At 74.7% G+C, this 26659-nt stretch carries 32 protein-coding genes; 24 read left to right on the top strand and 8 right to left on the bottom strand.

The genetic code is table 11. The features are described 5' to 3' along the window. Positions 1 to 2 precede the first annotated feature (2 nt). The 16 genes from LPA54_RS07265 to LPA54_RS07190 all read left to right on the top strand — a co-directional run bounded on the left by LPA54_RS07265 (position 3) and on the right by LPA54_RS07190 (position 11058). Positions 3 to 410 (top strand): hypothetical protein, encoded by a 408-nt coding sequence (locus LPA54_RS07265; RefSeq protein WP_228974950.1) that lies wholly within the window; start codon positions 3 to 5, stop codon positions 408 to 410. Positions 411 to 412: 2 nt separating this feature from the next. Next, positions 413 to 724, top strand: coding sequence for a hypothetical protein (locus LPA54_RS07260; RefSeq protein WP_228975204.1), 312 nt, complete (start codon positions 413 to 415; stop codon positions 722 to 724). Then, the gene (locus LPA54_RS07255) at positions 721 to 1074 is read left to right on the top strand and encodes a minor capsid protein (protein WP_228974948.1); all 354 of its coding nucleotides are present in this window, start codon (positions 721 to 723) and stop codon (positions 1072 to 1074) included. Before LPA54_RS07260 ends, LPA54_RS07255 begins: the two co-directional genes overlap by 4 nt. Beyond that, positions 1067 to 1489 (top strand): minor capsid protein, encoded by a 423-nt coding sequence (locus tag LPA54_RS07250; RefSeq protein ID WP_228974947.1) that lies wholly within the window; start codon positions 1067 to 1069, stop codon positions 1487 to 1489. Before LPA54_RS07255 ends, LPA54_RS07250 begins: the two co-directional genes overlap by 8 nt. A gap of 72 nt (positions 1490 to 1561) precedes the next feature. Next, positions 1562 to 2011, top strand: a complete 450-nt coding sequence (locus tag LPA54_RS07245; RefSeq protein WP_228974945.1) for a phage tail tube protein — start codon at positions 1562 to 1564, stop codon at positions 2009 to 2011. After that, the gene (locus LPA54_RS07240; protein ID WP_228974944.1) at positions 2008 to 2475 is read left to right on the top strand and encodes a hypothetical protein; all 468 of its coding nucleotides are present in this window, start codon (positions 2008 to 2010) and stop codon (positions 2473 to 2475) included. The genes LPA54_RS07245 and LPA54_RS07240 overlap by 4 nt, the downstream gene beginning before the upstream one ends. Positions 2476 to 2612: 137 nt before the next feature. Further along, positions 2613 to 4880: a hypothetical protein gene (locus LPA54_RS07235; protein WP_228974943.1), complete on the top strand. Its 2268-nt coding sequence runs from the start codon at positions 2613 to 2615 to the stop codon at positions 4878 to 4880. 10 nt (positions 4881 to 4890) lie between these two features. After that, complete coding sequence (locus LPA54_RS07230) at positions 4891 to 7614, top strand: hypothetical protein (RefSeq protein ID WP_228974941.1); 2724 nt, start codon at positions 4891 to 4893, stop codon at positions 7612 to 7614. Between the two features lie 12 nt (positions 7615 to 7626). Beyond that, positions 7627 to 8070 carry a hypothetical protein gene (locus LPA54_RS07225; RefSeq protein ID WP_228974940.1) on the top strand — a complete coding sequence of 148 codons (444 nt, stop codon included), beginning with the start codon at positions 7627 to 7629 and terminating at the stop codon, positions 8068 to 8070. A gap of 65 nt (positions 8071 to 8135) precedes the next feature. Continuing rightward, positions 8136 to 8879 carry a hypothetical protein gene (locus tag LPA54_RS07220; RefSeq protein WP_228974937.1) on the top strand — a complete coding sequence of 248 codons (744 nt, stop codon included), beginning with the start codon at positions 8136 to 8138 and terminating at the stop codon, positions 8877 to 8879. 9 nt (positions 8880 to 8888) lie between these two features. Next, a complete protein-coding gene (locus LPA54_RS07215) occupies positions 8889 to 9758 on the top strand; it encodes an N-acetylmuramoyl-L-alanine amidase (RefSeq protein WP_228974934.1) in 870 nt (289 codons plus the stop codon). Between the two features lie 12 nt (positions 9759 to 9770). Next, the gene (locus LPA54_RS07210; protein ID WP_228974932.1) at positions 9771 to 10094 is read left to right on the top strand and encodes a hypothetical protein; all 324 of its coding nucleotides are present in this window, start codon (positions 9771 to 9773) and stop codon (positions 10092 to 10094) included. A gap of 5 nt (positions 10095 to 10099) precedes the next feature. Continuing rightward, positions 10100 to 10414 (top strand): hypothetical protein, encoded by a 315-nt coding sequence (locus LPA54_RS07205; RefSeq protein ID WP_228974931.1) that lies wholly within the window; start codon positions 10100 to 10102, stop codon positions 10412 to 10414. Then, positions 10377 to 10592: a hypothetical protein gene (locus LPA54_RS07200; RefSeq protein WP_228974930.1), complete on the top strand. Its 216-nt coding sequence runs from the start codon at positions 10377 to 10379 to the stop codon at positions 10590 to 10592. The genes LPA54_RS07205 and LPA54_RS07200 overlap by 38 nt, the downstream gene beginning before the upstream one ends. Continuing rightward, positions 10589 to 10915, top strand: a complete 327-nt coding sequence (locus tag LPA54_RS07195) for a hypothetical protein (RefSeq protein ID WP_228974928.1) — start codon at positions 10589 to 10591, stop codon at positions 10913 to 10915. Before LPA54_RS07200 ends, LPA54_RS07195 begins: the two co-directional genes overlap by 4 nt. Further along, entirely contained in the window at positions 10915 to 11058 is a 144-nt protein-coding gene (locus tag LPA54_RS07190; RefSeq protein ID WP_228974926.1) for a hypothetical protein, read from the top strand. The genes LPA54_RS07195 and LPA54_RS07190 overlap by 1 nt, the downstream gene beginning before the upstream one ends. Positions 11059 to 11246: 188 nt before the next feature. On the opposite strand, the gene LPA54_RS07185 is transcribed toward LPA54_RS07190, so the two are convergent. After that, entirely contained in the window at positions 11247 to 11798 is a 552-nt protein-coding gene (locus tag LPA54_RS07185) for a flavoprotein (RefSeq protein ID WP_228974925.1), read from the bottom strand. Positions 11799 to 11917: 119 nt separating this feature from the next. Between LPA54_RS07185 and LPA54_RS07180 the strand changes: the two genes are divergently transcribed. The 3 genes from LPA54_RS07180 (at position 11918) to LPA54_RS07170 (ending at position 13549) form a co-directional block, all read left to right on the top strand. Next, positions 11918 to 13102, top strand: a complete 1185-nt coding sequence (locus tag LPA54_RS07180; protein ID WP_228974923.1) for a helix-turn-helix domain-containing protein — start codon at positions 11918 to 11920, stop codon at positions 13100 to 13102. A 103-nt stretch (positions 13103 to 13205) separates the two neighbouring features. Next, entirely contained in the window at positions 13206 to 13367 is a 162-nt protein-coding gene (locus tag LPA54_RS07175) for a hypothetical protein (RefSeq protein WP_228974922.1), read from the top strand. After that, positions 13364 to 13549: a hypothetical protein gene (locus LPA54_RS07170; RefSeq protein WP_228974921.1), complete on the top strand. Its 186-nt coding sequence runs from the start codon at positions 13364 to 13366 to the stop codon at positions 13547 to 13549. Before LPA54_RS07175 ends, LPA54_RS07170 begins: the two co-directional genes overlap by 4 nt. A gap of 44 nt (positions 13550 to 13593) precedes the next feature. Here LPA54_RS07170 and LPA54_RS07165 read toward each other — a convergent pair whose 3' ends face one another. Then, positions 13594 to 13830, bottom strand: a complete 237-nt coding sequence (locus LPA54_RS07165) for a helix-turn-helix domain-containing protein (RefSeq protein ID WP_228974920.1) — start codon at positions 13828 to 13830, stop codon at positions 13594 to 13596. 657 nt (positions 13831 to 14487) lie between these two features. Then, positions 14488 to 15123, bottom strand: a complete 636-nt coding sequence (locus LPA54_RS07160; protein ID WP_228974917.1) for a hypothetical protein — start codon at positions 15121 to 15123, stop codon at positions 14488 to 14490. Positions 15124 to 15484: 361 nt separating this feature from the next. Between LPA54_RS07160 and LPA54_RS07155 the strand changes: the two genes are divergently transcribed. Next, complete coding sequence (locus tag LPA54_RS07155; protein ID WP_228974916.1) at positions 15485 to 16198, top strand: NADH oxidase; 714 nt, start codon at positions 15485 to 15487, stop codon at positions 16196 to 16198. On the opposite strand, the gene LPA54_RS07150 is transcribed toward LPA54_RS07155, so the two are convergent. The 4 genes from LPA54_RS07150 to LPA54_RS07135 form a co-directional block, all read right to left on the bottom strand. Next, positions 16137 to 16745, bottom strand: coding sequence for a DNA-binding response regulator (locus tag LPA54_RS07150; protein WP_228974915.1), 609 nt, complete (start codon positions 16743 to 16745; stop codon positions 16137 to 16139). The two genes, LPA54_RS07155 and LPA54_RS07150, sit on opposite strands and share 62 nt — an antisense overlap. 54 nt (positions 16746 to 16799) lie before the next feature. Continuing rightward, the gene (locus LPA54_RS07145; protein WP_228974913.1) at positions 16800 to 18032 is read right to left on the bottom strand and encodes a sensor histidine kinase; all 1233 of its coding nucleotides are present in this window, start codon (positions 18030 to 18032) and stop codon (positions 16800 to 16802) included. Between the two features lie 184 nt (positions 18033 to 18216). Continuing rightward, the gene (locus tag LPA54_RS07140) at positions 18217 to 20613 is read right to left on the bottom strand and encodes a TOMM precursor leader peptide-binding protein (RefSeq protein ID WP_228974911.1); all 2397 of its coding nucleotides are present in this window, start codon (positions 20611 to 20613) and stop codon (positions 18217 to 18219) included. Next, entirely contained in the window at positions 20610 to 20789 is a 180-nt protein-coding gene (locus LPA54_RS07135) for a hypothetical protein (protein ID WP_228974909.1), read from the bottom strand. Before LPA54_RS07135 ends, LPA54_RS07140 begins: the two co-directional genes overlap by 4 nt. 505 nt (positions 20790 to 21294) lie before the next feature. On the opposite strand from LPA54_RS07135, the gene LPA54_RS07130 reads away from it, so the two are divergent. The 4 genes from LPA54_RS07130 to LPA54_RS42845 are packed head-to-tail and all read left to right on the top strand — an operon-like array spanning position 21295 to position 25873. Continuing rightward, a complete protein-coding gene (locus LPA54_RS07130) occupies positions 21295 to 21738 on the top strand; it encodes an ester cyclase (protein ID WP_228974907.1) in 444 nt (147 codons plus the stop codon). A gap of 24 nt (positions 21739 to 21762) precedes the next feature. Next, on the top strand, positions 21763 to 22533 hold the full coding sequence (locus LPA54_RS07125) for an alpha/beta fold hydrolase (RefSeq protein WP_228974905.1): 771 nt from the start codon (positions 21763 to 21765) through the stop codon (positions 22531 to 22533). 11 nt (positions 22534 to 22544) lie between these two features. Then, positions 22545 to 25058 (top strand): LuxR C-terminal-related transcriptional regulator, encoded by a 2514-nt coding sequence (locus LPA54_RS42625; protein ID WP_228974904.1) that lies wholly within the window; start codon positions 22545 to 22547, stop codon positions 25056 to 25058. Continuing rightward, on the top strand, positions 25055 to 25873 hold the full coding sequence (locus LPA54_RS42845; RefSeq protein ID WP_308112813.1) for a 4'-phosphopantetheinyl transferase superfamily protein: 819 nt from the start codon (positions 25055 to 25057) through the stop codon (positions 25871 to 25873). The genes LPA54_RS42625 and LPA54_RS42845 overlap by 4 nt, the downstream gene beginning before the upstream one ends. Positions 25874 to 26103: 230 nt before the next feature. On the opposite strand, the gene LPA54_RS07110 is transcribed toward LPA54_RS42845, so the two are convergent. Then, entirely contained in the window at positions 26104 to 26628 is a 525-nt protein-coding gene (locus LPA54_RS07110) for a hypothetical protein (RefSeq protein WP_228974902.1), read from the bottom strand. Between the last annotated feature and the right edge of the window lie 31 nt (positions 26629 to 26659).

Here is a 26659-nt window from a genome sequence, read left to right as displayed (position 1 = left end):
GGATGGCCCGCGTCTACGCCACGACAGCTGAGCTGGAGGCGTACACCGGGCAGCCGGCGCCGGACAACGCCGAGCGGCTGCTGGCGCGGGCCTCCCGGCTGGTGGACCGGGCGATGGTCGCGGCGATCTACGACGTGGACGCGTCCGGCTACCCGTCCGACCCCGATGTGCGGGAAGGGTTCCGGGACGCGGTGTGCGCGCAGGTGGAGGTGTGGACCGACCGGGAGACGGCTGAGGCGGACGGCAGTAACCCGGCGGCCGGACCGTGGACGTCCGTGTCCGCGGGCGGGCTCAGCTTCTCCCGGCCGGCCGAGGCGGTGCCGGTGCCGGTCGCTGACGACACGGCCCTGACCGCGGAGGCCGTCGAGATCCTGGAGGGCCTCGGCCTGGCGCAGGTGGTGTGGACGTGAGGATGCCGGCCTTCCTGCTGCGGCACGAGGTGGTGGTGGAGCCGTACCTGGGGGCGTCGGCGTACGGCCCCCGGTACGGGCCGCAGGTGACCGTGGCCGGGCTGCTGGAGCAGGGGACGCGGACGGTGCGCGCCCCGTCCGGCGCCGAGGTCACGTCGTCCTCGACGCTCCGGGCGCCGCTCGATGCGCCCGACATCCCGCCCCAGTCCCGCGTGACCCTGCCTGACGGCGACCAGACCACCGTCATCGCCGTGCTCCGCCACGACGGCGGCGGCCTGCCCACCCCGGACCATGTGGAGGTGCAGCTCGCATGACGCAGTACACGAGGTGGCGGCCGGGCGATGCGCGGCGCCAGTGGACGACGCGCGGCCGGCGACTGGCGTCGGAGGGGCTCCAGCGCGGTCTGGAGCACGTCCTCGCCGAGTCGAAGAAGCTCGTGCCGCTCGACGAGGGGACGCTGGAGCGGTCCGGGCGCGTCAACGTATCCGGGCTGGAGGGCGTCGTGTCGTACGACACGGTGTACGCCGTCCGGCAGCACGAAGAGCTGACGTGGAAGCACGCGCCGGGACGGCAGGCGAAGTACCTGGAGCAGCCCATGAACTCGGAGCGGGACGTGGTGCTGCGGCTGATGGCGGTGTCGGTGCGGAGGTGGCTGCGTGGCTGACCTCCTCGACGGCCTCGCCCGGCACCTGGAGGCCCGCGGGCTGCTCTCCTACGACGAGACCGGGGTCACCGGGGACACGTTCATCGAGTCGATGCCCGACCAGCCGGACACCGCGATCGTCCTCACCATCTACGGCGGGCCCGAGGCGGACTCGCTGCTGGGCTACGACGAGCCGTCGGTACAGGTCCGAGTCCGCGGCGGGCCGGACCCGCGCACGTCCCGCCAGCGGTGCGAGGCCATCCGGTCCGAGCTGCACGGCCTGGGCCCGGTCACACTGCCGGACGGCACGCTGCTGCTGTCCTGCATCGCCATCCAGGCGGCCGCCGCGTCGATGGGCGTGGACGACGCCGGACGGCACGAGCACGTCTGTAACTACCGGCTGGAGGTCCGGTCGGTGACCGCCCACCGCGTGTAACAACCCCCTCTTCACCTGCCCGGCGCCGCGCGCGTACGGGCTCTCACCCATGCCCGAAGGAGGGCCCCTGCCATGACCGCGACGAAGTACAACGCGCGCGACGTCATCTTTCAGATCGAGGATCTCGGCACCCCGAACACCTGGATCCAGATCGCCGGAATCGACACCTTCTCGAAGGGCCACGAGGAGGAGACCACCGACACCACGGACTTCGGGTCCGAGGGCCAGGCCGAGTCACAGAAGATGCAGATCGGGAAGACGCTCCAGTTGGAGGGCAAGCGGATGCAGGACCAGGCGACCGGCGCCCTGGACCCGGGCCAGGCCGAGGTGGAGGCCCTGGCCGAGCTGCTGGGCGACGACAGCCTGGGCCGCATCCGCTTCCACGCGCCGGGCGACACCACGTGGGAGATCTGGACGGCGCACGTCAGCCTCGGCGACCAGGGCGGCGGCAACAACGACAAGGTGTCGTGGTCCGCGACGTTCACCCGGTCCGGCGCGAGCACCACGGCGGCGATCGTATGACCAACCGCCAGTCCTGGGAGGACTTCAAGCGCGAGGTCTTCCACCACGAGACCGTCGAGATCGCCGGTGTCGAGGTGCCCGTTCCCGTCGACATGCCCCTCGGCTACGAGGAGCGCGCCGCCGCGCTCGGTGACCTCGGCGAGGACGGCCGCCTGGAGGACTTCGCCACTCTGGTGGAGCCGCTGTTCGGGCCCGACGCGTTCGGGCAGTGGGTGGAGGCCGGCATGGGGCAGGTCGAGCTGCTCACGGCCATTACGTGGGGCATGGCCAAGGCGTCCGGACGGGACATCTCCTTCAGCGACGCGTACGCGATCGTGACCAGCGACGACCCGGGAAAAGCACTGGGCCAGAACCGGGCCGCGAGGAGAGCCGCCTCGAAGCCGCGATCCGTGAGTACTGGTGGGCCGTCGAAGCGGACTTCCAGCGGGAGTACGGGCTCGACGCGCAGGCGATCAGCCGCCTGACCCGGCGGCGCTTCTTCGTCCTGCTCACCGGCCTCTCGCCGGAGGCGATGTTCCGGCACGTGGCGGGCGAGGAGATCGCGATCGTCGATGACCCCACCCAGATCCGCTCCGCACTGCATGGCTGAGAGGGGGCCCACATGGCGCTGAACATCGGCGAGCTGATGGGGTACATCCGCGCGGACGACTCCGACATGCAGCGGGGCCTGGGCGACGCCGAAACGGCCCTCGGCCGCTTCCAGGGCGCCATGGGGGCGCGGCTGCGGGCGGTCGCCGAGGCGTTCCGCTCCGCCGGGGCGTCGGTGGGCGGAGCCCTGGGCGAGGGCTTCGACGACGCGGCCGAGCGCGGCAGGGCCAGCGTCGCCAGCCTGGCGAAGGCCATCGGGGGCCTGTCTGCCGGGGTGCCCGCCGTGGCGGCGGTGGCTACGGCGGTCGGCGGGCTGGTCGCGGCGTTCGCCGGCGCCGGCATCGCGGCGAAAGCATTCCAGATGGCGGCCGGGCCGCAGCTGGAGGCGGTCACCGAGGCAAGCGAGGCCGCCGAGAAGGCGGAGGAAGCGCACGCGGAGGCGACACGGAAGAAGGCGGCGGCGCAGAAGCTCGCGGCGAAGGGCGGCGACGAGTACAAGGCTGCGCTCAAGGAGGCGGAGGCGGCGACCAAGCGCGCCACCGAGGCTGACGCCCTGTACAAGGAGCAGCTGGAGGAGATGCCTCCGGCGACGCGGGAGATGTCCAAGGCGTTGACGGGGCTGAAGGACGACCACCAGAAGTGGTCCGACAGCTTGGCGTCGTCAACGATGCCGGTGTTCACCAAGGGCATCAACATCCTCCGCTCCCTCCTGCCGATGCTGACCCCGTTCGTCAAGCAGGCCGCGGAGGCGTTCGGCGACTTCCTGGACAAGGTCGCCAAGGGCATCAAGTCCGCCCGCTTCAAGGAATGGGCTGCGGAGACGGCGGCCGGCGCCGGGCGGTCGCTGCGGGACTTCCTGACCGTGCTCGGCAACTTGGGCAGAGGCTTCGGCGGGCTACTCAGCGCCTTCAAGCCCGCGTCGGACGGGGTGACCGGCGGGCTGGTTAGGATGTCGGCCGCGTTCGCCGAGTGGGGCACGAACCTGAAGGGGTCGGCCGGCTTCGAGAAGTTCCTGGAGGTGGCCCGGGAAGGGGCCGCCACCCTCGCGCTCCTCGCTGGCGCCGTCTTCAAGGTCGTCAGGGCCCTGGCGCCCCTGCTGGGTGCGACGGTGATGGTGGCGCAGGCCCTGGGGCGGCTGATCCAGGCCACGCCTCAGCCGGTCCTGACGGCCCTGGTGACCACCCTGGCCGCAGTCAAGCTCGGCATGATGGCGTACGGCGTCGGTGCGGCAGCGGTCGCCGCGGCCAACACGGTGATGGCGTCTACCGCATGGGTGGCCATCGCCGGGTGGACACGGATGATGGCCGTGGGCTTGATGGCCTACGCCTCCACCGCGGGCGCCGCTGTGGCGGCGGCCGCGACGACGGCGGCCGCGTGGGTGGGCAGCGCGCTCGTGGCCATCGGCACCTGGACGGCGGCCGTGGTCCGCGCGGGCGCCATGGCCGTCGCGCAGTTCACGCTGATGGCGGCGCGGGCGGTTGTGTGGGCGGCGACGATGGCCGCTCAGTGGCTGATCGCCATGGGCCCCATCGGCTGGATCATCGCTGCGGTCGTGGGTCTGGCCGCACTGATCATCGCCAACTGGGACAAGATCAAAAAATGGACCGGCCAGGCGTGGGACTGGGTGTGGGGCAAGGTCACCGGCATCACAAAGATGCTGGTCAGCTACATCACCAACCTGCCGCTCGTCCGCTTCTTCCTCCAGCACTGGGACCGGATCAAGCAGGGCACGGTCCGGAAGATCCTCGAACTGGTCAACTACGTCCGGGGCCTGCCTGGGCGGATCGCCTCCGCTTTGAGCGGCCTCGGCTCGCTGCTCGTCGGCAAGGGGCGCGACCTCATACGGGGCCTGTGGCGCGGCATCCAGTCCATGGGCGGCTGGCTGCGCTCCACCCTCATCGGCTGGGCCAAGAGCGCGATTCCGGGCCCGATCGCCGAGGCGCTGGGCATCGCCAGCCCGAGCCGCGTGATGGCCGAGCAGGTCGGCCGGTGGATCCCGGCCGGTCTCGCCGAGGGCATCACCGGCCACCAGGGCGTCGTCGACCGGGCGATGCGGAACCTGGTGCAGATGCCGGCTATGGCGCCTGCGTACCCCTCCATGCCGAGCATGGCACCTGCGGGGGCGTACACGGCCAGCGCTGGAGGGCCCGGCAAGGGGTCCTCGGTGGTGGTGGAGATCCGGGCGGACCGGAGCGCCGCGAGCAACTTCATCGTCGACATCATCCGCGAAGCCGTGGCGACCCGTGGACACGGCAGCGTCGAAGCTACGTTCCGCCGCTGAGGAGGAGTCCATGCCCGGTCCTGATGCGCGCGCGGAGCTGCTGATCGGCGGCACGTGGGTCGACGCCACGGACGACACCCGGTCGGGGCCGCGTATGCGGTACTCGTGGGGCGCGTCCGGGGCGTCGGGCCAGGTGGACCCGGCGCGCCTGGACCTGACGCTGTCCAACCCGGGCGGGAAGTACTCCCGCCGCAACCCGCTCTCCCCCTACTACGGCCTGCTCGGCCGGAACACGCCGCTGCGGCTGTCCACGTACGCGGGGGAGACCGTCCTCGACATCCCGCACGGCACCGGCGGCCGGGCCACGACGCCCGACACGGCGGCACTGGACATCACCGGCGACATCGACGTGCGGATCGAGCTGGAGCCGGAGACGTGGGCGGGCGCCCCGTACGCCGCGGACGGGTACGAGCTGATGGGCAAGTACAACGCGGCCACCAACCAGCGCAGCTGGCGGCTCTTGATGATGGAGAACGGGCTGATCCAGTTCGCGTACAGCACGGACGGCACGAACTTCATCCCGTGGCAGTGCGACCCGCTGCCGCTCGCGCCCGGCCAGCGGGCCGCCGTGCGGGTCACCATGGATGTCGACAACGGTGCCGGGGGCCACGTGCTCACGTTCTACTACGCGCCGACGATCGCCGGGCCGTGGACGCAGCACTACCGGCTCGTCAACTCGGGCGTCACGTCGATCTTCGCGAGCACGGCGCCGCTGGAGGTCGGCGATATCAGTTCGATCGGGTTCGGCATGGTCGCGCGCCGGGTGTACGCCGCGGAGGTCCGCAACGGCATCGCCGGCACGGTTGTCGCGAACCCGGTGTTCACCTCCCAGGTGCCGGGCGCGACGTCGTTCGCCGACGGGGTCGGCCGCACGTGGACCGTGGGCGGCGGCGCGTCCCTGACGGACCGCCGGGTACGCGGCCTGCTGGAGGTGCCGCAGTGGCCGGTGGACTGGCACGTCTCCGGCCACAACGTGACGGCGCCGCTCCAGGCGGCGGGCATCATGCGGCGCCTGGGCCGCGGCCGCAAACCCCTCGCTTCGACGCTCCGCCGCCGGATCCCGTCCTACCAGCCGCTGGCGTACTGGCCGCTGGAAGACGAGGACGGCGCCAGCCGCGCGGCGTCCGGCCTGCCGGGCGGCGACGTCCTCTACACGCTCGGGATGCGGTTCGCAGCGGACACCTCGATGCCCGGGTCAGACGCTCTGCCGACAGTGCAGACCGGGACCCGCCTCAACGGCGCCGTCCCGGCCCCGGCCGGCCCGGCGACCGCGTGGCATCTGGAGTTCATGTACCGACTGCCGACCGCCCCCGCCGCCAAGACGTGCGTCCTGGGCGCGTGGGGCACCGGCACGGTCCGCCGCTGGTACCTGTACCTCCAGAGCGGTCAGGCGACGATCGAGGGCTACGCGGTCGACGGCACCCTCGTGGTGAACATGAACGTGGCGCTCGGCGGCGATGTGTTCGGCGAGTGGACGCGCTGGCAGCTCTACGCCGAGCAGAACGGGCCCACAGTCGACTGGCGGAGTCGGTGGATCAGGGTCGGTTCGACGGGCGGTTCGATCAGCAGCAGCTACGCGGGCAGCGTCGGGCGCCTCACCGACGTGGTGGGCCCGCCCGACGCGTACGCGGCCGGCGCCGACGGCATGGCGCTGGGACACATCGCGGTCTTCCCGACGGCCAACACGGTCGCCTACAACTCGGCGGACCATGGTTTCACCGGGGAGACGGCCAGCAACCGCATCGTCCGGCTGACCGAGGAGGAGGGCATCCCGGTGTCGGTGGCCGGGGTGACGTGGATGGGCGAGGCCATGGGCCCGCAGCGGCCCGAGACGCTGTCGACGCTGCTGGAGGAGTGCGCCGAGTCGGACGGCGGGCTGCTGGGTGAGGCGCGGGAGCGGCTGGCGCTGGCGTACCGGCAGCGGACGACGCTGTACAACCAGACCCCGGCCGCGGTCATCCCGTACGGCTCGCTGACGCATCCATTCCAGCCGACCGAGGACGACCAGCACCTGGTCAACGACAGCACCGTGCAACGGGCGGGCGGGTCGTGGGCGCGGTACGCGGTGGAGACGGGCCCGATGTCGACGCTGGACCCGGAAGACGGGGGGATCGGGGTCTACGACGAGAACATCTCCCTTTCGCTGGCCGCGGACAGCCAAGCCCTGGACGTCGCGGCGTGGCGGGTCCACATGGGCACGTGGGATGAGGCCCGCTACCCGCAGGTGCGGATCATGCTGCACAAGCACCCCGAGCTGATCCCCACAGTGGTGGGCTTGTCGCGGGGCGACATCATCCGCATCACCGATCTGCCCGACTTCCTGCCGCCGGGACCGGTGGATCTGATGGTCATGGGCGGGTCGGAGACGCTCGGCCAGTACGAGTGGGACGTCGTCCTCTCGTGCGTGCCCGCCGGGCCGTGGTCGGTGGCGGTCGCGGACGATCCGATCCTCGGCCGGGCGGACACGGAGGGGTCGCAGCTCGCCGCGTCGGTGTCGTCGTCGGCGCTGTCGATGTCGGTCGCGACGACGTCGGGCCCGCTGTGGACCACGGCCCCGGCGGAGTTCCCGTTCGATGTGCTGGTGGGGGGTGAGCGGGTGACGGTGTCCGGCATCAGCGGCGCCGCCTCCCCGCAGACGTTCACGCTGTCCGCCCGGTCGGTGAACGGCGTCGTGAAGGGCCACTCTGCGGGCGCGGATGTGCGTCTGGCCCAGCCCGCCCACACCAGCCACTGAGAGGAGACCGTCGTGGCGTTCGCTGCCGGCGAGCGGATCACCGCCGCCCGCCTCAACCGGCTCCGGCCGAGCACCTACTTTGCCCAGGCTACCGGGCCACTGACCCGGACCGACACGACATACGCCGCAATCCCCGGCGCGAGCGTCACCTTCAGCACCAGCACGGCGGGCGCCGAGTACACCGTCGACGCCATCTTCGACTGCGCGGTCGGCACGGCCAGCGCATCCACCCGCATGCTCGGCCGCATCGTCACCGACGGCACCGCCGAGGGCGGATTCGCGATCCACGAGATGGACCAGGCCGACCGGGACACGGTCGCGACGATGGCTCGCGGCACGCTGGGCGCGGCCGGGTCGCACACGATCCTGCTGCAAGGCGCGTTGAGCGCTGCCGCGGGGAGCGGCACGTTTCAGGCGTTCACGCAGCTCAAGGTGACCGTCACCGAGATCGCCTGATCCATCTCCCCCTCCGCCCCGCGCCGACCGGCCGGGGCGTTTCTCATGCCCTGGAGCACTCACCCTTGAGCACCCCCACCACGCGCCCGCTGATCGTCTACGCGGGTCACCAGGACGACGCAGAGCTGTGGTCCTGGCTGATCATCGTGCACCACCTCCTTGTCGGTCGCCGCGTCATCGTCGTCCTCGCCACCGACGGGTCGACCAGCACGGCGCTGCCGATGCTCGCCGGCACCCGCGCGTCCGGCTGGTGGCCGAAGAACTGGCACCAGCCGGACGCCGAGGGCTACGAGTCGCCCACCGTCACGCAGCTGGTCGCTTCCCGCGACGCCGAGATGGTCGACTCCTGTCTCCAGCTCGGCATCGCGCCGGAGGACATACGCCTGGAGGCCGGTTGGCGCGAGGCCGCCCTCACGCCTGAGCGGGCCCGCGAGCTGATCCTGCGCTACCACCAGCAGTACCCGACCGCCGGCCACTACACGACGTGGTGGGGCGACACCGACCCCGCCCACGCCGCGCTCGGCGAGGCCCTACGCGGCCTGACCCGTGACGGGACCCTCACCGACGCCCGATGGGTGGTCCGCCGCACCCAGGCCACCTCTGCGGAGGCCGTCGCGGCCGGCGTCGTGCAGTACACGACGCCCGACGACGTGAGGGTCGAGGCGCTGCGCCGCGTCCGAGCCAGCCTGGAGTGCTACCGCGCCTGGGCGCCGCGCCAGGGCCGGTACGCGGTCGGCTACCACTCGGTGTCCACCGAGATGGAGGCGGTCCGGCAGGGCGCCCCCAACTGGATCATCCGCACCCCGTAGGAGGCCCGCATGGCTTGGTACCCGGGCGCGTCCCGGATGGAGTTGCAGCCGGAGTCGGACGCGCAGCCGGCGATCCGGCCGACGCAGTTCATCCTGCACAGCATCGCCGCGCCGTGGACGGCGCGGCGGATGTACGAGTACTGGCGCGACGATTCGAGCCTGGACAGCCATTTCGGCCTCGGGTACGAGGGCGATCTGGCCCAGTACATCGGCACTGAGACCCGCGCCGACGCGAACTACCAGGCGAACCGGCGGCCGGACGGCACCGGGGCGGTGTCGATCGAGACGGCGTCGAACCTGAAGCACACCGACCCGTGGACGGATCGGCAGATGGAGCAGCTGGTCCGGCTGGGGGTGTGGCTGCACCAGCGGCACGGGATCCCGCTGCGGGTCTGCCGGACGGCCGCCGACCCCGGGTTCGGCTACCACTCCCTGCACGCGGCGTGGTCGGTGGGCGGGACGGCCTGTCCCGGCGCGGCGCGTATCAGCCAGTTCCGTACGGAGCTGTTCCCCGAGATCCAGCGCCGGGCGGCCGGCGGCAAGGAGGACGACGTGGCACTGACCACGGAGGAGATCGAGAAGGTCGCCCAGCGGGTCGCGCACCTGGTGTGGGCGTGGAAGAACCCCCAGCTGGACGCCCGCGACATGCGGCAGTTCGTCGCGGACGCGGCCAACCACGGGAAGACGGCCGCCACCAACGGCGCCGCCGCGGTGGCCGGGCTCGGCGAGGTGCGCGCGCGCTTGGCCGAGGTCGCGGCGCCGGCGCTGACCGACGCGCACGTCGCGGCCATCGCCGACCGTGTGGCGAACTCTCCGGGGCTCGCCAACAGGATCGCCCAGATCGTGGTCGCGGACCTGTCCGCGCGCCTCGCCGAGTAGAAGGAACTGATCATGAACGTTCAGCTGGACACGGCCTACTGGATCGGCCTGCTCATCTCCGTGGCCCTCCCGGTCCTCGTCGGTCTGGTGACCACCCGGGTCACGCACGCCGGCGCGAAGGCCGTGCTGCTGCTGGCCCTCTCCGGAGTGAACGGCCTCCTCGTCGAGGTCGCCAACCCGGGCCCCGGCTTCGACCTCGGCACGGCCGCGGTGCTGGCCCTGGTCGCGTTCGCGACCGGCGTGCTTGCCCACTTCGGGCTGTGGAAGCCGGTCGGCGTGGCGGACAAGGCACAGGCGTCGCTCATCACCGAGCGCCCCCAGCCGAGGGGTATCTGACCGCCGTGGGGCCGGAGCTGTTCGGCCTGCCTGTCGCGCAGGCAGGCCCGACCGCGCTCCTCGCCCTGGTGGTCCTGCTGATCCTGCGTGGTGACCTCGTGCCCCGCTCCATCCTGCGCGACGTGCGGGAGGAGCGGGACATGTGGCGGGCCGCGCACACGACGTCCGAGGCGGCCCGGCAGGCGGCGCTGGACCAGACAGAGGAGCTGCTGGAGACGGCCCGGCTGGGCAATCAGCTGCTCAACAGCCTGCCTCGGCCGCCGCGGGGGGAGGTGACTCCCGATGCTCGCGTGGATCAGGCGTCTGGCCCGTCGCGGTGAGCCGACGCCCGGGCAGCGCGCTGCGGAGGGCGCGCTCGGCCGGGCGGAGGCGGCGCTGGAGGAGGCCGAGGCGCGGCGGCCGCTGGTGGAGGCGGTGGCGGCGCATCTGCGGGCGCAGCGGTCCGCGAACCACTTCGCCGAGCGCATCAAGGCCGCGCTGGAGGGAGGGGCGCAGTGAGGGAGTGGAGCATCGACATGTGGCTGAACGCGGTCGCGAGCGGGCTGGCGACGGTGGTGTGCGCGGGGTTCGTGGTGGTGTACCACCTGCACGCGCCGTGGTGGCGGTCGGCGACCGGGCGGCACCTGATGGCGGTCGGCGTGACCCTCATGCTGCTGTTCGCGTACACGGTGGCGATCAGCCTGTGGCCGGACGGCTGCCCGGCGGCGGTGCTGCGGTGCATCCGGACGGCGGTGGTGGTGGCGATCGCCGGGCTGATGGTGCAGCGGACGCGGATGGTGCTGCGGGCGCAGCACGAGCCGCGGGATCGGAGCGCGGTGTGATGGCGGAGGTCCCGGAGCCGCGCCGGGCGCGGCCGCGGCGTGAGGAGGGTGCGGCGGACGTGGGGACGCTGGTGGATCTGGGGTGGGTGGACCCGCCGCCGGAGCCTGCGCCGCTGCCGCCGACCGACGGGCTGGAGGCGTAGCTGCTGCTGCGGCATACTCGGCGGTGGCCGGTGCCTCTCCGTGCGAGCGGAGGTGAGCCGTTTGCCGCTTGCGGGCCGGCCGAGCCGCGCAGATGGTGCCCGCGCGAGCGGGTGAGACGAACGCCCCCTGTCTGGCCTACGGGCCGGGCAGGGGGCGGCTTCGTCGTGTCCGGAGCCGGGGCGGGCCGCTACCGGGCCCGCTCCCACTCCTCCTCGGCCGCGTCGAGTGCGGCCGCCCACGGGTACTCGGCCGGGCGCCCCTGCCCCGGCTGGTTGGGCACGAACCCGCCCTCCCCGTACAGCACCGTCACGCCCGCCGAGCGCAGGGTCTCGACCGACCGCTCGAACTGCGGGTGACGGGCGTACGCCGCGTTCACGCATGGCATCGCCACGGTGGGGATGCCCTTGCCGATGCCCTCCGCGACGACGCCGACCACGAACACGGACGTCAACCCGAGCGCCCAGGAGTTCACCGTGTTGAACGTCGCCGGCGCGAACACGATCACGTCCGCCTTCGGCCAGACATCCGGGTCGCCGGGCAGCTTGTACTCGCTGCGCACCGGGTGCCCGGTCAGCGCGGCGAGCCCGTCGAGACTCGGCTCCAACCACCGCGCGGCGCTCGGCGTGAGCCCGAGGCAGACGTCCCAACCGCGCGCCTGCGCGTCCTCGATCACCCGGGCGACGTCGAAGACCGGCGGGGCGGCGGAGCAGAACAGGTACAGGGTCCTCGTCCTCGTCATGGCCCCATCTGACCACACGCGACCGCCCCTGAACCCGGGCGGGTGCAGGGGCGGTTCGGGGTCCGGCGCGTAGGGGCGCGGGTACCGTTCCGGATGACGAGTCAGGAACGGAGCCCAGTATGCCGTCTTCCAGCGCAGAACACACCGGTGCCCGGATTCGGGAACAACGCCGTCTCGCACGGCTCACGCAGCGGCAGCTCGCCGAGCGGATCCCCTACTCCTACAGCCTCCTCAATCAGGTCGAGTGCGGGGCGAGGCAGCCCAGCGACGCGTTCATCAGCGCGGTGGCGGAGGCGCTCGGCGTCAGCCCCACCGTCCTCACGGAGTCCGCGATGACCACCGGCGCCCAGCGGGAGCGGCTCGCTGCACTCATGCGGCCGATCCGCGAAGCCCTCGATCTGTACGACCTGGACCCGTTGCCGCGGCCGGGCCGCCGGCCGCTGCCGGTGCTCGCTGTGGAGGCGGACGCGCTGTGCCAGCGGGTCCGGGCCACGCGGTTGCGCAGCGCTGCCGAAGAGCTGCCCGGCCTGATCTCCGACCTCACCCACGCGGCGCACACCGAATCGTCGACGGCCGCGTGGCGGGCTCTCGCCTCGGCGTACCGGTCGGCGCACGACGTGTCCCTGAAGATCGGTTACCGGGACCTGTCGACCGTGGCCCTGGACCGGATGGGCTGGGCGGCAGAGCGGGCCTCCGACCCGTGCCTCGCCGCGATCCGCCACTACAAGCGGGCGCTCGGGCACGAGCGGTCCGAGCTGGACCTCGGGCGGCGGCTGATCCAGCTCGGGCACGACGTGCTGGACGGGGAAGAGTCGCGTGAGGCGCTGGCGGTCGCCGGGCAGCTGCATCTCGGCGCGTCGGCGGTCGCGGCACGCTGCGACGATGACGCGGCCGTCGAGCGGCACATCTGCGCGGCCCGGGAGCTGGCGTCCCGCGTGGGCGGCGACGCCTCGGACGTGCACTGGCTGTCCTTCGGGCACACCAACGTCGCTCTGCACGAGATGGGCGCCTCCCTGACGATGCGCCGCTTCGACCAGGCGCTGACACAGGCCCGGGCCCTGAAGGCGCTGCCGCCGTCGACTCTGACGTCTCGGCGCGCACGGTTCCTGGTGGACTGGGCTGTCGTGGAGATGGAGACGGGGCATCCTGACGCGGCACTGCGGCGGCTCGCGGATGCGCGGCGGGCGGCGCCGGAGCAGACGCGGTATCACCCCCGTACGCGGGAGGCGGTGACGGGCCTGCTGCACATCGCCCGGCGCACGCCAGACAGCCTGTCGCACATGGCCGCGTGGATCGGCCTGTAGAGCACTCGCTCACAGCGCTCACAGATCTGTGAGCGTTCCAGCTGTCCCGGCTCGGCATGCTCGATCTCGTGCTTATCAGTGACGAGTCGGGAGCACAGCCGTGATGACGATCAAAGTGTACAAAGTGGGTGAGGACGGCACCACGGCCACGGTGCGGGAGCAGCAGGACGTCGAGCCTGCGGCAGACGCCCCGGTGTCGATGGCCTACCCCCCGTGCACCTGCCCGCGCTGCCGCGGCGCCGCGCCGGCCGAGGCCGCCCGGTGACCGCGCCCGCGACGGAGCAGGACACCGGCCGGTCGGCGTACTGCGACGCGGACGGGCACGAGTTCTGCCACCCGCAGGACGTGTACGTGCAGCGTCCCGGAGGGGGGCGGTACGGGCCGGTGCTCACCCTCACGTGCACCTGCTGCTGCCACCGGGGCCGGACCGGCCGGCAGCCGCGTTGAGACCGCCCCGGCCGGAGCCTCCCCCCGCGGGCCCCGGCCGGGGCTCACCGCACGAGATCCGCGAGCGGGACGCCGACCGCGTCGGCGATGAGGATCAGGGTGTCGATGGTCGCGGCGGAGTGTCCCTGCTCGACCCGGTTGTACGAGGCCCGGTCCATGTCGATCGCGAGGGCCACCCGTTCCTGGGTGAGGTTCGCGTGGAGGCGTGCCGCTCGGATCTGGTCGCCGATGGCCCGGCGGCGGGCACGGACCCAGTCGGGCGTCTCGGTGGAGCGTGGCACCTGTCCACGCTCACGGCCCCATGATCGAATGTATGTAGGGCCCAACCTACATTGAACGATCAGGCGCTTTCGGGGCACCCCAATCTCCTGGCCGGCGACGGTCAGGGCCGCTGCGGTAGGTCACTCGCGCACGAGGTCCGCCCGCCCAGATGGCGGAGCCGCAGCGGGGCGCCGCCCCTGACCCCTACGATGGGTGTCGGGGGCGGCCGCCGTACCGGTGATCGGGCCGCGCCACATGGGCCCCGAGGATAGACCAAGTGCCTTTCCTAAATTAGGTAGACGGGGACCAGGGGAAACCGCAGGTTAGGACAGAGCTAAGTGCCGCATACCTTCTAAGCACTTGGCCGCAGGTTCGAGTCCTGCCGGGGGCGCACCGGGACAGACCCTCCTTCGGGAGGGTCTTTTTGCTGGTCGGGGATGGTTGCCCCGTCCCGTCCCGATCGACGGCGGGGGTGAGGCCGGCATGTGAAGGCGCCGCAGTCCGGACGGCGTCCGAGTCCCGCCTCGCCGAACTCGCGCCGCTCCCCACGACTGCCGGCCGCCCCTCCCCCCACCGCGACGCCACCGACGGGCTCGCGCGGCAGGGCGGGGCGGCGCCGCGCCCCTCGCCCGGCATTGGGGCCATGTGGCGGGCGGCCGGTGAGGGGTGGCGGGGCGTCAGCAGGTCTCGTCGAACTTCACCGCGGTGAGGGCGACGGGCCTGCCGTCGAGCTTGGCGCCCGCGACCGGCACCTGGGTGCAGACCTGCCAGTTGGACTCCACGAGGACCATCCGCCCCTCGGGGGACGCGTCGGTGACCGTGAGGCTCGTGGACGCGTCGAGGGTCTGGCGGGCGACCTTGACGGACTTCCCGGTGAAGTCCGGCATGCTGTCGGCGGTCTCCGGCCGGCTTGCCCCCTGGTCCTTGCCGGGGCACTCCTCTTCCAGCTTGACCGACGCGAAGTCGATCCTGACGTCGGTGGGGTGCTCGCCCGCGGGCGGCGTCTGCCCGCACACCTTCCAGTTCCGGTCGAGGGCCTGCACCCGGCTGCGGCCGAGGGCGTCGTGGGAGTGCAGGTCGTGGAAGCCGGCGGCCTGCGCCCGGTCCTGTGCGGACTGCAGGCCCTTGCCGGTCATGTCCGGCAGAGTGCCCGCCTCGGCCCCGGTCCCGGAGCCCTTGGTGGCGCCCGCGGGCGGCTCGGCGGAGGGGACGGCACTCGGCTTGTCCGAGCCGGCCGCGCCGCCCCCTTCGCAGGCGGTGAGCGTGAGGACGAGGGCGGCGGCCGCGAGGAGCGCGGTGGTCTGGATACGCATCGGGCCAGCCTGCCGGACCGAGGAGCAGGCGCGCGGGACTTCGCCCGGGTCGGTCGTGACGATCCGGCTGTCGTCCGGCCCCCGGCCCCCGGTCCCCGGTCTTGAGGAGCCGGCCCGGCACGGAGCGGGGGCCCCGTGGCCGGCGGTGCGATGCCGGGCCCCGGCCCAGGGACCGGCGGGGAGGCGGTCGGGCGCCGGCGGTCACGCTCGCGAGGGCCGCGTTCGGGCCGGTGTGTTCGGCGGACCGGACCCCGGGGCGTCGGACCGTGAGCGATTCATGGGTGGTGCATGAACACGTGGCTGTCGCCGGCGCCGGCGGCGCTTCCATGCTGGAGGCCCCGGGGTACGGCGAGGAGTGCGGATGACGGGCTCGGCTGACGTGGCGGAGCGGGCCGGTGGGCGGTTGCGGCACCTCTGGTCGTTCCGGGAGGACGTGGCGGTGGCGGCCGGGGCGCGGGACTCGGTCGTCGTCTCCTGGGCGTCGGGGGCCGTGGCGGTCGAGCCGGCCGGGCCGACCGTGCGGGAGGTGCTGCGGCGGATGGAGCTGGGGCCCGTGCTGCTGGGCAACGCCGTCGTCGTGGGGGCCGCCGGGGAGATGGACCCGCACGTGTACGCGTACCTGCTGATGCGTCCGGTCTTCGCGCGCTTCCCGCAGCTGCTGCGCCGCACCGTCGGCTTCGACGACCTGCGCGGGGCGCTGGTGTCGATCGGGCCGCTCGCGGAGGGCGCGGCGATGTGCGTGCCGCCGCTGCGCGCGGGCGCCGTCCTGCAGCTGGTGGTGGGGGTGTCGGTGGCGTTCGACGGCCCGTCGGCCACCGTGGAGATGCGGTCGGCCTCGCACCGGGTGGTGCTCCACCGGTACGAGGCCCTGCTGGTGGTCGCCCGCCTGGCGTGGCCGGCGACGCCCGAGGCCGTGGCCGCGACGCTGCCGATCCCCGCGCACGTCACGGCGGGCGTCCTCGACTACCTGGTGGCCGCCGGCGTCGTCGCGCCGGTCGCACCCGTCACCCCCGTCACACCAGCCAGTCCGCCTCCGTCGCGATCCGGATCGCGTCCACGCGGTTGCGGGCGTTGAGCTTCGTCACGACGGTGGTGAGGTAGTTGCGCACGGTGCCCGTGGAGAGCCGCAGCCGCTTGCCGATGTCCGTCGCGTCCAGGCCCTCCGCCGCCAGCCGCAGCACCTCGGTCTCGCGGGCGGTCAGCGGGCTCTCCGCGCCGCCCCAGGCAGCCAGCGCCAGTTCGGGGTCGATCACCCGCTGGCCGGCCGCCACCTTGCGGATGGCGTGCGCCAGTTCCTGCGGCGGCGCGTCCTTGAGCAGGTACCCCGACACCTTGGCGGCCATCGCGCGGCGCAGCGTGCCGGGGCGGCCGAGGCTGGTCAGGATGAGCGTCCGGCACGCCGGCAGCCGCTCGTGGAGCTGCGCGGCGGCGCTGATCCCGTCGAGGCCCGGCAGGTCGATGTCGATGATGGCGACGTCCGGCGTGAACGCGCGGGCGGACGGCAGGATCTCGTCACCGCGTTCGACGCTCGCCACGATCGTCAGGTCCCGTTCGAGCCCGATGAGGGCCTCCAACGCCCCCCGCACCATGTGCATGTCTTCGGCCAGCAGGACACGGATCATCGGAGCTCCCCCTTGCTCTCCAGACGTGGACGGACACTTTAGCAACCGTCGTGATCAAGCCGCCGTGACGCGATCGGCGCCCTCCTCGGCCTCGGCGGGCTCCTCGTCGGCGGGCGTCGCGGGCGCCTCGGCGACCAGCCGGAACCAGCCGCCCCGGTCCGCCGTGTCCGGCGGTTCCGCGTCGACGGCGAGCCGGCCGCCGACGCCGGACAGTCGGCGCCGCAGGTTGCCCAGGCCGTCCCCGCCGTGCGGGGACGGGTCGTGGTAGTCCGCCGCCACGCCGTCGTTGACGATGGTCAGCCGGGCCGTCCCCTCGTCGACGACGGCCGTGATGCAGCACCGCGTCGCCTTGCTGTGGCGCAGCAGGTTCGTCACCGCCTCCCGCAGGACGGTCGCGAGGACCGTCCCCGTACGCGGCCCGAGGGACTCGACGGACGGGTCGACCACCACCGTGGCCTCGACCTCGGCCGCCTCCAGCACCGACTGGGCGGAGGACACCTCCGAGACGAGCGACATCTGCCGGTAGCCGCGCGAGACGCGGCGCACGTCGGCGAGGGCCTGCCGGGAGATCGCGAGGACCTCCTCCACCTCCTGCTCGACCCGCTCGTGGCGCAGCCGGACCAGCCGCTGGAGCAGCTCGCTCTTGAGGACGATCGCGGAGAGGCTGTAGCCGAGCAGGTCGTGCAGGTCCCGGGCGAGCCGCAGCCGTTCGTGGGCCACGGCCATGCGGGCGATCTCGGCGCGTGCCGCGAACACCTCGTCGACGAGGGCGGACAGCCGCGAGACGCCGTACACGACCAGTCCGGTCAGCAGCGTGGTCTGGCACATGTAGACGAGGTCGATGACGGCCATGTGGAGGGCCAGGCCCGGTACGAGGAGGCTCACCCCCGTCAGCCCGTACAGCGGCCAGGCGGCCCGGGGCGGGAGGAGCAGGAGCAGCGAGCCGCCGAGGAAGCCGGCCATGGCGCCCCAGGCCACGCCGAACCAGACGAGGGGCAGGTAGGTGAGGGCGGCCTGGAGGGTGAGGGTGGCCGCGCGGGAGAGGGCGGGGGCGCGGTCGGCGCCCCGGCGGGAGTGGAACAGCTGGAGGCCGAACACGCACGAGAGCGTGACCAGCCCGGTCATGAGCACCTCCGGGTCCGGCCGGCGGCTCAGGAGGTTGATGACGGTGATCACGAAGTAGCAGCTCACCACCGCGAGCGGGATGACGCGGGCCAGCCGGGGCGCCGGGCTGGTGCTCGTCCTCACCCCGGCAGCGACGGGCTCGTGCTCCTCGTAGCTGGGCATTCGGATGCTCCTCGTCCGCGCGTGGCAGAGTCCGGGGCGCTCTGCTGCACGGTCGCCCCGCGACGGGAGGGGCCAGTGTGACCCCAGACACTCTTTCGGGTGACTCTACGTCGGGCGGGGGTGTTGTCCGCACTTTTCAGTTGAACCCCTCGAACACCTGGTTGCGGGCGGCTCGCCGGGGGCGTCAGACGAACAGCGGGACCGGGTTGAGCCGTTCGTACGGGGTCGGCTCGGCCAGCCGGCCCAACGCGACGGGGACGTCGTGGAGGCGGCCGGGGCCGTACCGGGGCCAGAAGTGGCGCAGCCCGGGCACGACGGCCCTGACCACGGGGATCCCGGTGTCCGGGCGGGTCTGGTCCAGCACCAGCAGCTCCATCCCGCGGGCGGCGAGCGCCGCGGTGACGGCCGCCAGGTCGTCGCGCAGGTCGGCGCGGTGGGTGTACGCCCACGCGCCGGGGCCGCGCGGCGCGGCGTGCGGGTCGGGCGTCAGGTACGGGCAGCGCGCGGTCGTGGCGCTGCGCCACCAGTGGGCCGCCGCGCCGTGGCCGGTGTCCCGGCCGGCCGCCACCGCCGCGACGGCCGGCAGGAGTTGGCCCATCTCGGTCAGGGCGCGGCGCAGCGCGATCCGCGGGTCGAGGTGGGCGCCGAAGCCGAAGACGATCTCCTCCGCCGAGGGAGCTGTGGAGCGGGAGAGCGCCGCGAACACCGGGATCCCGAGGTCCGCCGTCAAGTCCAGGGCCCACACCTCCCGGCCCAGCGCGCGGTACCCGGCGCGCAGCCGCTCGACGTAGGGCTCGTCGAACGCGTCGAGGTCCACGGCCGGTTGGCGGGTGCGGTGGTACCACCACAGGGCCACCGCGTCCCGCTCCACCAGCTCCAGCACGGCCTGGAGCAGGGCGTCCTCGGGGCTGCTGCCCGCCGCGCAGCCGTTGGAGTCGGCGACCGGTTCGTGCGGGCGGGGCGGGTCGGCGGAGAAGTACAGCATGCTCGTGGGGAGCAGCCGGCGCGCGCCCGTGGCCGGCGACCACAGGGGCGTCCAGTCGACGGGCCGCTCCTCGTCGAACGGCTCGGGCACGGCCGTGAACGGCGACCCCGCGGCGTTCCACCGGTCCCGCTCGCTGAACTGCCGCTCGTGGAAGAGCTGCACCGCGTTCGGGTGGAGGGCGTCCGCGCCGAGGGCGCGGTAGGTGTCGCGGACGACCGGTTCGTCGCCGTGGCGGGAGCCGCTGTACCGTTCGACGGCCTCGCACAGGGCGCTCACGCGCGCCTCGGTGGCCGTCAGTCCCTTGCCGCCGCTGAGCGCGCGCGGGCCGGTGCGGAGCCCGGCGGGGCCCGTGGGCCGCACGGCGAGGTTCCCGCCGGAGACGTACGCCTCGGTGAAGGCGGGAGCGCCGGGTGCCCGGCGCAGCTCCGCGACGACGCCGGTGACCGGCCCGACGAGGTGGCCGTGGCGCCGGAGCATCTGCTCGGCGGTGAGCGCGCGGTGGCCGCCGCCCGTTCCGTCGGCGGCCTTCGGCCGGCTGCGGACGGTGAAGGGGCGCGTCCCGCGCGCGGCGACGGTCCCCGGGTCACCGCAGGCCGCGCACTGCGGCAGGCGCGGTACCGGGTGGGCCTCGACCCGCAGCGTCCGCGTGTCCAGGGTGCGCAGCCGCCCGGCCTCGGCGCCGCGCAGCCCGGCGGTCCACTTGGCCGCCTCCAGGGCCACGGCCTGCGCCGCCAGGGCGCGGCCCGCCGGGAGGGCGGCGTCGGGCCGGCGCACCGGGCGGTCCAGGCCGAGGGCCCGCTGCACGGCCAGTTCGGTGGCGCGGTGGCCGCGCAGCCGCGCGGCGAGGCACGCCCAGCAGGGCCCGTCGCCGGGCCGGAAGACGGGCCCGACCCACGGCTCGGGCCCGACCGGCCGGGCCAGCAGCCAGGGGCGGCCGGCCCGCCGGTGCCGGGCGTCCACCGCGGCGAGCTCCGGGGTGAGGTAGTCGTCGCACAGGACGACGCTCAGCTCCCCCTCCCCCTCCGTCCCCGCCTCCCCGGTCCGGGTATCCGCCGGTCGCGTTCCCCGGTCGTACGGCTCGCCCTCCCGGTCGTCCGGGTCGGCGATCCGCAGGCCGGAGGCGGCGCAGGCGGCCCGTACCGGGGCGGGGTCGGTGCCGGGGAGGGCGACGATCCGCACGGCGGCCTGCGCCAGCCGCTCGGTGGCGTGGGCGCCGTCCAGGCCGGCGAGGTCGAAGAACGCCTCGGTGGCCCGCGCGTCACCGCTGCCGCTGTTGCCGCCGCTGCCGGACGGTGCGCCGGGGGCGGTCGGCGCGGGCCGGGGGTGTGCCCGGTACCGCAGCAGCCCCGTCCCGTCGAGCACCCGCAGCGCGTCGGCCACCTCCTCCCGGCTCAGCGCCGGCGCGGCGGCGGCCAGCAGGCCGGCCGGGGTGCGCGTCCCGTCCAGCAGCGGGACGAGGACCTCGGCCGGGGCCCCGCGCAGCGCCGTGACCCCCGCGTGCGAGACGAGGTAGGCGGCCTCCCCGGGGACGACCGCGGGCGTCAGATGGCTCTTCAGTTCGACGTGGACGGTCTCGTTCCCCCGTATGACCGTCATGCGCCGGCGGGCTCGCCCTCGACCGCGGCGGACACGGCGCAGAAGGTGAACAGCGCGATCCCGTCGTCCGGGCCGCCCTCCAGGTGGTCCACGACGATCCGGCGCGGCTGCGGGCCCGGGCGCGGCTCGGTTGCGGGCCTCGCGGCGGCGTTGGCGCTGGCGATGACGTCCCCCATGTGCGTACTCCTCGGTCGGGTCGGACGGACCCCCGCCCTGCGGGCGTCCGGATTCCTCGGGTGGTCCAGGTCCTCGGGTGGTTCAGGTCCTCGGTGGTCCGGTTCCTCGGGTGGCGGTCGGTGCGGGTTCCCGGTGTCCCCGGTGCCCGGTCGCTCCCGTGGACCGCCCCGGGGCCGTCGCCCGGCTGCCCGGCGGGTCCGCGGCCGCGCGGCCCGCCGAACGGCCACCCGGATCCTGCTACCGGGGCGGCGGGCGCAGACAGTGACGGCGTCACCCCTGAAGCGTGACGGATTCCCGTCGCGCGACCGCCCCCGCCCGCGCACCCGGGGTCGCCGCTCCGCCCCGCTGGCAGGGTATGACGGCGTCACGTCCGGCCCGAGAGGAACACACTCCGCGCACCGGGAGGGGACCACTGTCGCGCCACCCGGGGCCGATGCAGGCTTCGACGGGTACGGGCCGGGTCGCCGCGCGCCCCGGCCGGCAACGGGGAGAAGAGGTACGGGGATGCACGACGTACAGCAGGGGGTCGGCGCCGAGCTGCGCAGGCGGCGCGAGGACGCGGTCATCAGGAACACCCTCGCCACGGTGGCGGAACCGCCCGCCGCCGGGCCGGGCGCGGCGGTCGGGCCGGCCGGCGGGGTGTGCCGCGTCGTGCCGTTCGAGGAGCAGCCGCTGATCGGCGACGACGCGGTCCGCCGCCACTTCGACGCGATGCTCGCCGCGTTCCCGGACCTGGCCCACGAGGTGCTGTCGATCCACCACTCGGCCGACGTGGTGATCCTGGAGGGCCGGATCAACGGCACCCAGGCCGCGGACTGGCAGGGCATACCGAACCGGGGCAAGCGGATGGAGCTGCCCGTGGCGGTGCTGACCCAGTTCGACGGGGAGCTGCTGGTCGACGGGACGCTGTACTACGACCGCGCGGTCGCGGCCCGGCAGCTGGTCTGAGGGGCGGCGGGGAGCACGTACGCCATGACGCCCTACCTGAGGACCGCGCCGCCCGGCCCGTGGTCCGGTCTCGACCTGTTCTGCCTGCCCTGCGCGGGCGGCGGGGCCTCCGCCTACGCCCGCTGGCAGGAGCGGCTCGACGCGTTCGGCGCCCGGGTGCGGGTCCTGCCGCTCCAGCTGCCGGGCCGGGAGGAGCGCGCGGGCGAGCCGCGCTTCACCGACCTGGACGCGCTCGTCGCGGACCTGGACGAGCGGCTCGACGCGGAGTTCGCCCGGCCGCACCTGCTGTACGGGCACAGCATGGGCGCGTTCGTCGCGCACGCCCTGACGCTGGCCCGGCAGCGGCGGGGAGCGCCGCTGCCGCGGGCGCTGGTGCTCAGCTCGCACCGGGCGCCGCACGTGCGCCCCAACCGGATCCTCGACCCGGACGCCGACGACGAGGCGCTCGCCACGAGCCTGGCCGAACTGGGCGGCATCCCCTGGGAGCTGGCGCGCCGGCCCCGCTTCCGGGCGGTGTACATGCCGCTGGTCCGCGACGACCTGCGGCTGTGCTCGGGGTGGGTGGAACCGGCGGACGTCGAACCGCTGGACGTGCCGCTGCACCTGTTCACCGGGGCGGACGACCACCTCGTGCCGCCGCCGAAGATGGCGGCGTGGCGGGAGCACGGGGCGCGCGGCAGCGAGCTGCGGACCCTGCCCGGCGGGCACTTCTTCGTCCGCACCCACGAGGACGAGCTGCTGCGCGCGGTCGCCGCGCTCACCACCCGGTACGGCACCGCCGTGCCGGCGGTCTGACGGGGCGGGGGGTGCGCAGTGAGGAGGCGCCGCCCGTACCGGCCCCCGCGCGGCGGGGCGCCGCGGCCCGGCCCCGCGGCGGTGGGCCCGTCGACCTGGGGTTCGGCGAGCTGTACGGGCGCGAGCGCGAACTGGGCCGGGTGCGCGACTGGCTGGAGCGGGGGGCGCGGGCGCGCCAGCTGACCCTGACCGGGCCCGCGGGCGTCGGCAAGAGCCACCTGGCGCACACGGCGGTCGGCGAGCACGCCCGCGCCCACGGCACCGACCTGGTGTGGGCGGACCTCGCCGACGCCCCGGACGCCGGCGCCCTGTGGGCGCTGCTCGGCGCCCGCTCCGCGCGGGAGGCGGCCGACCGGGTCGGCGGGTCGGAGCTGCTGCTGGTGCTGGACAACGGCGACCGGCTGGTCGCCGGCATCGCCCTGGACGTGGCCGGGTTGCTGCGGGCCTGCCCGCTGCTGCGGGTCCTCGTGACGAGCCGGGTCGCGCTGGACATCCGCGCGGAGCGGGTCCTGCCGGTCGGCCCGCTGCCCACGGGGGCCGGCTCGCCCGCCGAGGCGGTCTTCGCCGGCCGGGTGCGCCCGCACTACCGGGCCGGTGTCGACGGCGGGGCGGGGCAGCTCGCGGTGGCGGAGATCTGCCGGACGCTGGACGGCATCCCGCTGGCCATCGAGATGGCCGCCGAGACGGTCGGCACCGAGGGGCCGCGCGCCCTGCTGGAGCGGCTGGCGCGCGGCGAGTGCCCCGGCCGCAACCGGCCGCGCGACACCCCCGAGCGGCACCGCAGCGTCGCCGCCGCGCTGGGCTGGGCGGCCGGGACGCTCGACGCGGGCGACCTGGCGCTGCTGCGGGACCTGTCCGTGTGCGAGACGTACGTCGACCTGGCCGCGGTGCGCGGGGTGAGCGGGCTCGGCCACGCGGAGGCGGTCGCCGGGGTGGAGTCGCTGGTGAACAAGAGCCTGCTGCTGAGCGCGAACGGGCCGGACGGCGAGCCGGAGTTCCGGCTGACGCACATGGCGCGGTGCCACCACCGGGCGGCGCTGGCCCGCGACGGCGGGGCGCTGCGGCGCGCCCTCGACCGGCACGCCGCCCACTGGTGCGCCTTCGCCGAGGCCATCGCGGCGGCCCTCGCCTCGGGGCGGCACGTCGACCAGGTCCTCCGGACGGTCGCGGCCCGTCTGCCGGACCTCCTCGCGGCCGTACGGCACCTGACGGCGCACGGCGGGCACCTCGCCGCGCTGCGGATGCTGACCGCGCTGGAGGGGCCGCTGCTCCGGCACCGGCTGGCCCCGGCGGCGGCGGACCTCGTCGAGGAGGCCGCGGCGGCCTGGGCGGCGCGGCGGGAAGCGGGCGGCCACGGCGACGGGGCGGATGTGGGCGGGGGCGAGACGGCCGGAACCGGGGCCGACGTGGCCGGGGCTGAGGCGGCCGGGGCTGGGGCCGAGGCCGGGACAGCTGAGGCGGAGACGGTCGAGGCTGAGGCGGGTGGTGCGGAGGTGGTCGGGCCGGAGACGGCCGGGGCCGAAACGGCCGGGGCGGCCGGGGCTGAGGCGGCACGGGCCGACGTGGCCGGGGCGTTGGCCGCGGTGGGCTGGTGGGCCGTGGGGTGCGGGGACTTCCGGCGGGCCGAGCGGGTGCTGGACCGGGCGGCGTCGCTGGCGGCCGGCCTGCCCGTGGCGCAGGCCCGCGTGGCCGCGGTCACCGGGGAACTGCTGCGGCGCCGGGGCGAGACGGCGGCCGCGACCGTACTGCTCGACTCGGCGGTACGGCGGCTCGACGCGCTCGGGGAGCGCGGCGCCGCGGCGCCCGCCCGCCGCGGCCAGGCGCTGCTGCTGGCCGCGCACGGCGACCCCGACGCCGAACGGCCGCTGCTGCACGCGCTGGACGACGTGCCGGGGGACGTCGCCACCCGGGCCTCCCTCCTGACGGCGCTGGCCCGGGTGCGGCGGGTCCTCGGGCGCAACCAGGAGGCGTACCGCAGCGCCCGGGAGGCCGCGCGGCTCCTCATGGGCACCGGGGACCCGGTACAGGTCGCCGAGGCGCTGGAGACGATGGCGGTCACGTCCGTCGGCGGGGGCGGCGACGAGGAGCAGCGGCACGCGGTGGCCCGGGTGCTGGCGTACGCGCAGGCCATCCGCAGGCGGTACGGCGCCGGGCCGGACGACGGGGGCACGGTGAGCGCGCTGACCGAGCGGCTCGCGGGGAGCGTGGACGCCGCGCTGCTGCGGCGGCTGCGACGGGACGCCGAGCGGGTGTCGCTGCACGACGCGCTGGTCGCCGCGCTGTTCGCGCCGCCGCCCGCGCCGGAGCCGCCGCGCGCCGGGGCGGGGGCGGCGCCCCACGGGCTGACGCCGCGCCAGCACGAGATCGCGCTGCTGGTCGCCGAGGGGCTGACCAACCGGCAGATCGCCCGGCGGCTGGGCATCTCGGAGTGGACGGTGACCAACCACCTGCGGGTGGTGATGCAGAAACTCGACTGCCCCTCCCGGGTGCACGTCGTCCGCGCGGTCCAGGGGAGCACGACGTGAACGGCGCACCGGAGGCCGGCGGAGGCACCGCCGGTACGGGGCCAGGCGGTACGGGGCAGGGCGGTACGGGGCCAGGCGGTACGGGGCAGGACCCGGCGGCGGTGCGGGTGTGGGTGGGGCGGGTGCCGGACACGGCGGCGCCCGCCGATCTCGCCCTGCTCGACGGACCGGAGGCGCGGCGGCTGGCGGAGTTCCGCGACCCGGTCGCGGCGGCGCGGTACGCGGGGGCGCGGGCGGCGGTGCGGCGCACGGCCGCCGGGTTCCTCGGGGTGGGCCCGCGGGAGGTGGTGTGGGACCGCGGCCCGTGCCCGGGGTGCGGTGACCTACGGCACGGACCGCCCCGGTTGCGGCGGCCGGACACGGGGTGGCGGGTGGGGGTGTCGCGGTCGGGGCCATGGTGGGTGCTCGCCCTGTCGCCGGGGGCGGCCGTGGGCGTGGACGTCGAGGCGCGGGGGCCGCAGCGGGTGCCGGCCGTCGTCCGGCGGTGCCTGAGCCCGGCCGAGCGCGCGCACCTCGCCGCCTTGCCCGAGGGGCCGGAGCGGGACGACGCGTTCACCCGCTGCTGGGTGCGCAAGGAGGCGGTCGTCAAGGGGTGGGGCGTGGGGGTCGCGACGGACCTGGCGCGCGTCGAGGTGCGGCCGTGGACCGGGGCGGCGGTGGTGGCGGGGCGGGAGGCGGGTGCGCCGGACGGCGGGGACTGGGAGGTGCGGGACCTGGACGCGGGGGCGGGGTGCCTGGCCGCGCTCGCGCTGCCGGCCGGGTTCCGCCCGCCGGTCGCCGTGCACCGCGCGGCGGAGGAGCGCCCGGCCGGTTGACGGGACGGCCGGGTGACGGGACGGCCGGTTCGTACGCCGTCCCCCGCGGCGCTCGTGGGCCGGCCGTACACCGGTCACGGGCCGGTCGCCGGAGGGGGCGTGCGGACCGGCCGGGCCCACCGCACCAGGGGGCCCGGCCGGCGTCGCGGGGGCCCGGCCGTCCGGGGACGGCCGGGCCGGTGGTCACGCGCGGCGCCGGACCGCCCGGCACCGCGCCGCTGGGTGCCGGGTCAGAAGACGATCGGGCCCGGCGTCTGCTTGCCCACGGCGTTGCAGGTGTTGGCGATGCCGAGGACGTCCAGGCTCAGCGACACGTCGCCCGACCCGGCGGCCGGCACGTACGAGTCGAGGCTGTCGCCCGCCGACACGGCGCCCGTCAGGGGGCCGATGGTGACCGGCTGGCCGGCCGCCGCGGCGTCGTTGGCGGTGCCGCTGAAGACGGCGGTGCCGCCGGCGGCGCGCTCCAGGCGCAGGGTGGCGCTGATGGAGTCGGCCGGGATGTCGAACGGGGCGAGGCCGCCGCTGGTGGAGATGCGCACCGAGCCCACACCGCCCGAGGCGGACGCCTCCAGGGTGAGATCGGTGACGCCGTACGCGCCGCAGTCGTAGCGGGCCGTCACCGTCTGCGAGACGGAGGCGGAGGCCGAGGAGGACGCGGCCGCGGACTGGGCGGCGGTGGCCGGTGCGGCCGTGGCGATGCCGCCGAGGAGGAGCCCGGCGGTGGCCACGGCGGTGGTCGTGGTCGTGGTGAACATCTGACGTATCATCAGAACAAGTACCTTTCCA

It is taken from the genome of Streptomyces sp. DH12 (assembly GCF_020873895.1).
Lineage (GTDB): Bacteria > Actinomycetota > Actinomycetes > Streptomycetales > Streptomycetaceae > Streptomyces.
This window is presented reverse-complemented; position numbering and strand designations above follow the sequence as displayed.

What these genes read in the sequence shown, in the direction of transcription:
- LPA54_RS07180 (WP_228974923.1), top strand. Translation starts at nt 11,918, where the DNA reads ATGCCGTCTTCCAGCGCAGAACACACCGGTGCCCGGATTCGGGAACAA.
- LPA54_RS07155 (WP_228974916.1), top strand. Translation starts at nt 15,485, where the DNA reads ATGACGGGCTCGGCTGACGTGGCGGAGCGGGCCGGTGGGCGGTTGCGG.
- LPA54_RS07135 (WP_228974909.1), bottom strand. Translation starts at nt 20,789, where the DNA reads ATGGGGGACGTCATCGCCAGCGCCAACGCCGCCGCGAGGCCCGCAACC.
- LPA54_RS07190 (WP_228974926.1), top strand. Translation starts at nt 10,915, where the DNA reads ATGGCGGAGGTCCCGGAGCCGCGCCGGGCGCGGCCGCGGCGTGAGGAG.
- LPA54_RS07160 (WP_228974917.1), bottom strand. Translation starts at nt 15,123, where the DNA reads ATGCGTATCCAGACCACCGCGCTCCTCGCGGCCGCCGCCCTCGTCCTC.
- LPA54_RS07240 (WP_228974944.1), top strand. Translation starts at nt 2,008, where the DNA reads ATGACCAACCGCCAGTCCTGGGAGGACTTCAAGCGCGAGGTCTTCCAC.
- LPA54_RS07265 (WP_228974950.1), top strand. Translation starts at nt 3, where the DNA reads ATGGCCCGCGTCTACGCCACGACAGCTGAGCTGGAGGCGTACACCGGG.
- LPA54_RS07230 (WP_228974941.1), top strand. Translation starts at nt 4,891, where the DNA reads ATGCCCGGTCCTGATGCGCGCGCGGAGCTGCTGATCGGCGGCACGTGG.
- LPA54_RS07210 (WP_228974932.1), top strand. Translation starts at nt 9,771, where the DNA reads ATGAACGTTCAGCTGGACACGGCCTACTGGATCGGCCTGCTCATCTCC.
- LPA54_RS07235 (WP_228974943.1), top strand. Translation starts at nt 2,613, where the DNA reads ATGGCGCTGAACATCGGCGAGCTGATGGGGTACATCCGCGCGGACGAC.
- LPA54_RS07150 (WP_228974915.1), bottom strand. Translation starts at nt 16,745, where the DNA reads ATGATCCGTGTCCTGCTGGCCGAAGACATGCACATGGTGCGGGGGGCG.
- LPA54_RS07260 (WP_228975204.1), top strand. Translation starts at nt 413, where the DNA reads ATGCCGGCCTTCCTGCTGCGGCACGAGGTGGTGGTGGAGCCGTACCTG.
- LPA54_RS07110 (WP_228974902.1), bottom strand. Translation starts at nt 26,628, where the DNA reads ATGTTCACCACGACCACGACCACCGCCGTGGCCACCGCCGGGCTCCTC.
- LPA54_RS07125 (WP_228974905.1), top strand. Translation starts at nt 21,763, where the DNA reads ATGACGCCCTACCTGAGGACCGCGCCGCCCGGCCCGTGGTCCGGTCTC.
- LPA54_RS07130 (WP_228974907.1), top strand. Translation starts at nt 21,295, where the DNA reads ATGCACGACGTACAGCAGGGGGTCGGCGCCGAGCTGCGCAGGCGGCGC.
- LPA54_RS07185 (WP_228974925.1), bottom strand. Translation starts at nt 11,798, where the DNA reads ATGACGAGGACGAGGACCCTGTACCTGTTCTGCTCCGCCGCCCCGCCG.
- LPA54_RS07245 (WP_228974945.1), top strand. Translation starts at nt 1,562, where the DNA reads ATGACCGCGACGAAGTACAACGCGCGCGACGTCATCTTTCAGATCGAG.
- LPA54_RS07200 (WP_228974930.1), top strand. Translation starts at nt 10,377, where the DNA reads ATGCTCGCGTGGATCAGGCGTCTGGCCCGTCGCGGTGAGCCGACGCCC.
- LPA54_RS07215 (WP_228974934.1), top strand. Translation starts at nt 8,889, where the DNA reads ATGGCTTGGTACCCGGGCGCGTCCCGGATGGAGTTGCAGCCGGAGTCG.
- LPA54_RS07145 (WP_228974913.1), bottom strand. Translation starts at nt 18,032, where the DNA reads ATGCCCAGCTACGAGGAGCACGAGCCCGTCGCTGCCGGGGTGAGGACG.
- LPA54_RS07140 (WP_228974911.1), bottom strand. Translation starts at nt 20,613, where the DNA reads ATGACGGTCATACGGGGGAACGAGACCGTCCACGTCGAACTGAAGAGC.
- LPA54_RS07175 (WP_228974922.1), top strand. Translation starts at nt 13,206, where the DNA reads ATGACGATCAAAGTGTACAAAGTGGGTGAGGACGGCACCACGGCCACG.
- LPA54_RS07255 (WP_228974948.1), top strand. Translation starts at nt 721, where the DNA reads ATGACGCAGTACACGAGGTGGCGGCCGGGCGATGCGCGGCGCCAGTGG.